Source organism: Sedimentibacter sp., from assembly GCF_033447055.1.
Classification (GTDB): Bacteria; Bacillota; Clostridia; order Tissierellales; family Sedimentibacteraceae; genus Sedimentibacter.
The window spans coordinates 1-5,008 of sequence record NZ_JAWQJF010000037.1; the positions used below are offsets into that span (position 1 = coordinate 1).

The window sequence follows — 5,008 nt, forward strand, 5'->3', positions numbered from 1 at the left end:
GTACACGATTCATAATAATAAAGGAAAACCAACAAACAGTGAGTTTATTGCAATGATAGCAGACAAACTTCGTCTTGAACAGCGGGTTTCATAAAGTATACAGAAATTTTAATTGTTAATTACTGCTCCTTGCTTTTGCAAGGAGCAGCTTATGTATATTTCATAATTAGGCTTGACAAAAACATTTATTATTATTACAATTAGTCGATGATAAAATTATAATGCAAATGTTAAAAATTAGTTAAAATTGCAATTACATAATCCATAGGAGGCAATTTTGAATACTGAAATAACAGTAAAGAGCGAAAAAATTTTTGAAGGTAAAATAATAAATTTAAGAATTGATACAGTCGAACTTGAAAACCAGAAATATGCAAAAAGAGAAATTGTTGAACACAAGAATGCATCAGCCATTATAGCTATAAATGAAAAAAATGAAATATTATTAGTAAGGCAATATAGAAAAGCAGTGGAAGATTTTTTATATGAAATTCCAGCAGGTCTTATTAATATTGCAGAAGAACCAGAAGAATGTGCTTTAAGAGAACTTAAAGAAGAAACCGGATACATAGCTGATGAGATAAATCAAATTTATGAGTTCTATTCTTCACCGGGATTTACTAATGAGAAAATTTATTTGTTCAAAGCCAAAAATTTGACATTTTCATCTACAAAATTTGATGAAGATGAATTTATTGAAACAATATCTGTGGGTAAAGAAGAAGTTAAAAAAATGATGGAAACAGGTCGAATAATTGACAGCAAGACATTAATAGGATTATTGTATTGGATGAATACATATAATAACTAGTTATTGAATTATAAATTAGAATTAAACCTACTGTACAAGCATATATTATATAAAGCTTACAGGAGGTTTTTTTTATGAACAATACACTAAAGAAATTGGTTGCTTCAGAAAATAAAAGATTCTTAACATTAATATTAATCTTTTTCATTTCGCTTGTATTGTCTGCATTGGTTTATTTTATAACAGGGCAATCAAGCAATGCAACTATAGATTATGAAATCATTAGTAAAATGAAATACATTGATATTTTAATAATTATAATAAAAAGAAATATAATTTACTTTATAGCAATTATTTTGTTGACTTGCATAGGTCAAAATAAAATAATAAATGCTTTGTTTTGTTTCACCAGCATTTATTATGGATTATCAGTAATATATTTAATAAGGACTGTAAAAATGGACATGAAATATTTCATGCTTACATTTACAGATTATTTTATACTCTTCCCACTTTTGTTTTATTTTACATTTATTTCAAGTTCCATAGCGAAATATACAAAAAAGGCAAAAAACATAGAGACTATTTCCCACAAATTTGATATAATTGTAAGCAGTTATATTAAAATTTCATTAATATACCTTTTAATAGTAGTGGCATACAGTCTTGGCTACAGCTATTATATATTAATAATAAGCAGATTGTTGGTGAGGTAATGGAAAATAATATTAAAATTTATAAACAATATCTAGATTCAAAACATTTGAGTGCAAATACAGTCAGTTCCTATATTTATGATATCAACAGTTTTAAAGATTATTTATTAAATGATTATGGGCTGGATATATCCAAAACAAAAAAAGCTCAAATACTTACATATCTTGTAAATCTACAAAAACATGGTAAAAGTTCATCAACTATATCTAGAACTATTTCTGCATTGAAAAACTTTTTTGAATTTTTAAAAAAGGAAAAAATAATTGATGATAACCCTGCCACAAGCATTCACAGTCCAAAACAAATTAAAAAAACACCTGCTATATTATCTGAGGATGATATAACACAATTGATGAAACTCGCAGATATAACAACATTCAAAGGGAGTAGAGACAGTGCAATTCTCGAGCTCTTATATTCATCCGGAATAAAAGTAACTGAACTTATCAATATAAAAGTTAACCATTTGAATTTAAATGCAGGCATTATTAATATTGAAGGAAACAAAGAAAGAATTGTTCCGCTGAGTCAGTATTCAAAGAATGCAATAACAACTTATTTGAACAATTTCAGAAATATAAAATGTAAAGAAGATGTTGAATTTTTATTTATTAATATTTCGGGAGAACCAATATCAAGACAGGGTATATGGAAAATCTTGAAATATTACGAGAAGAAAGTAAATTTTAAAAAAGAATTGTCTCCTCAAATATTAAGAAATTCTTTTGCTGTACATCTTTTATCCCACGGTGCCGATTTAAAAACAGTACAGGAATTAATGGGACTTTCTAGTTTTGCAGCAACTCAAAATTATTTAAACAGTGTAGAATTTAAATCTCTGGAAGTGTTTAAAAAGACATTTCCGAGAGTATAATATAAGCAGATGACCCAAATCTTTGATTTGGTGTCAGTCGCTTATCCTGAGAGAAGCGAAGGATATTATTGCAAAACGATGCGCAAGACGATTAAAGGATACAGGATGACAAAAATATATTAATAAAAATAGGAGAAGCATATGATAAATAGAGCAGTTTTAATAGTATTAGATAGCGTTGGAGCAGGAGAATTGCCAGATGCAGCAGATTATGGTGATGTAGGCAGCAATACAATAAAAAACATATATAAAAATGTTGAGAATTTTTCATTGCCAAATTTAGAAAAACTTGGCCTTTTGCATATGAATGGATTTGAAGATATAAATTCAACTGACAGCTATACAGGTACTGTAGCAAAATGCAATGAAAAATCAAAAGGAAAAGACACAACAACAGGTCATTGGGAAATAAGCGGCATAATATTGGAACAACCATTCCCAACATATCCCAATGGATTTCCGGATAGTTTTATAAAGGAATTCGAAAAAAAAGTTGGAAGAAAAACAATTGGAAATTATCCTGCATCAGGAACTGAAATCATTAAAGTTTTAGGCAAGGAACACGTTGATACTGGCAGCCTGATTGTTTACACATCAGCAGATTCAGTATTTCAAATAGCAGCACATGAAGAAGTAGTCCCCCTTGACGAACTTTATAAAATATGTGAAACAGCAAGAGTTTTGCTTCAAGGAGAACATGGAGTAGGTAGAGTTATTGCAAGACCTTTTACTGGAAATGAAAATAATTACACTAGAACAAGTAATAGGAAAGATTTTTCTTTAGTTCCACCAAAAGACACATTGCTTGATTATGTAAAAAATAATAATAAACAAGTATACGCTATTGGAAAGATAGAAGATATTTTTGTCAATAAAGGAATAACAAGATCAAATCATACAAAAAATAATCATGAAGGCATCGAGGCAACGATTTCTGCCATAAAAGAAAATTTTGAAGGCTTAATATTTACTAATCTTGTTGATTTTGACATGATTTATGGCCACAGAAACAATGTCTTGGGATATGCTGATGCCTTAAAATATTTTGATGATAGACTTCCGGAAATTATTGAAAATCTCAGAGATGATGATGTGCTTATAATAACTGCTGATCATGGTTGTGATCCAACAACAGAAAGCACTGATCATTCAAGGGAATATATACCGTTAATTATTTTCGGGAAAAATATTAAAGGAAATAACAACCTTGGAATAATTGACACATATGCATCCATAGGAAAAACAATATTGGATATGTTAAATATTGAAAATGATTTAGAAGGAACCAGTGTTATGGGAAATATATTGAAATGATTTTCTAGGAAATAGACTTAATTACTATAATTTCGACAAAATGTTTGCAGTTAAACTAACGTATAGTTTAGGAAAATATGGTTATTATAATTCATAAAAAGGAGGTAATTTTTATGAAGAAATTTTTAGCCGTATTATTTTTTTTGGTTCTTATGGTGACATATGTAATATCAGTTCCTGTATACGGCATTGAAGCTGAAAGTTTGCAGTCTCGTTCTGCAATTTTAATAAATGCAGATGACGGTCGGGTGCTTTTTGAAAAAAGCAGCAATGACAAAATGCCACCGGCAAGTATTACTAAAATAATGCTTCTATTGTTAATATCAGAAAAAATGGAAAGTGGAGAAGTTACTCTTGAACAAGAATTAACTGTTTCAGAATATGCAGCTGGAATGGGTGGAAGCCAAATATATTTAGAAGCATATGAAACTCAGAATGTTGAAAGCATGCTGAAAGCAATATCCATGCGTTCTGCAAATGATGCATCTGTTGCTATGGCAGAATTTTTATACGGTTCAGTTGAAGGTTGTGTAAAAGCAATGAATGATAAAGCTAAAGAACTTGGAATGAGTAACACAAATTTTGTCAATGTTACAGGTTTACCAGAACCTGAACATTTAACAACAGCTAATGATATCGCAATTATGACAAAAGAGTTACTGAAGTATAATTATGTTAACGAATATCTGCTTACTTGGATGGATTCTGTTTATGTGGGTAAGGAAAAAGATTCAGAACAGGTTTTAGTTAATACAAACAGACTTATAAATAATTATGACGGCCTTTTAGGCGGCAAGACAGGCTTCACAAATGAGGCTAAGTATTGTTTGTCTGCAACTGCCCGAAGAAATGATACAACACTAATTGCCGTAGTATTGGGTTGTGACACTACTAAAATTAGATTTAATGAAGTTCAAAAACTTCTTAATGAAGGATTTGCTAATTATAAAAACCTTGTTTTTCACAAAAAAGGTGATTCTATAATTACTTCGTCTGTTTTTTGCGGTAAGACTGACACTTTTAATGTTGTAAGTAAAGAAAATGTATATTATTTTACAGAAAGTAATTGCAAGGTTGAGGATTTTAATTTAGAATATGTAATAGATAAAAATTTAAAAGCTCCTTTAGACAAAGATGTATCCATAGGTAAAGCAATATTGTACAAAGAAGGTCAGGTTCTTGGTGAATATAATCTTTATCCCGAAAAAAATGTTGAAAAGGAAGGTCTGATTAAATTTTATTTAAAAAACACATTAGAGAACATCATAAAATAACAGAGGATGAAAAATGGAGTATTCCGTAAATATAAATGTATTTCAAGGTCCTTTTGATTTACTGTATCACTTAATAGA

The 5,008-nt window shown here is 29.4% G+C and carries 6 protein-coding genes; all 6 read left to right on the top strand.

Features of this window, described 5'->3' with window-relative positions; all coding sequences use genetic code 11:
• Positions 1-94 (top strand): sporulation initiation factor Spo0A C-terminal domain-containing protein (locus SA378_RS02410; protein ID WP_318524403.1); only part of this gene is annotated, 94 nt, incomplete at its 5' end.
• Between the two features lie 183 nt (positions 95-277).
• The gene (locus SA378_RS02415; RefSeq protein WP_318524398.1) at positions 278-811 is read left to right on the top strand and encodes an NUDIX hydrolase; all 534 of its coding nucleotides are present in this window, start codon (positions 278-280) and stop codon (positions 809-811) included.
• A 74-nt stretch (positions 812-885) separates the two neighbouring features.
• Positions 886-1,467 (top strand): hypothetical protein, encoded by a 582-nt coding sequence (locus tag SA378_RS02420; protein ID WP_318524399.1) that lies wholly within the window; start codon positions 886-888, stop codon positions 1,465-1,467.
• Entirely contained in the window at positions 1,467-2,342 is an 876-nt protein-coding gene (locus SA378_RS02425) for a tyrosine-type recombinase/integrase (protein ID WP_318524400.1), read from the top strand. Before SA378_RS02420 ends, SA378_RS02425 begins: the two co-directional genes overlap by 1 nt.
• Before the next feature lie 141 nt (positions 2,343-2,483).
• On the top strand, positions 2,484-3,656 hold the full coding sequence (locus tag SA378_RS02430) for a phosphopentomutase (protein ID WP_318524401.1): 1,173 nt from the start codon (positions 2,484-2,486) through the stop codon (positions 3,654-3,656).
• A gap of 113 nt (positions 3,657-3,769) precedes the next feature.
• Positions 3,770-4,930 carry a D-alanyl-D-alanine carboxypeptidase family protein gene (locus SA378_RS02435; protein ID WP_318524402.1) on the top strand — a complete coding sequence of 387 codons (1,161 nt, stop codon included), beginning with the start codon at positions 3,770-3,772 and terminating at the stop codon, positions 4,928-4,930.
• Positions 4,931-5,008: the final 78 nt, after the last annotated feature.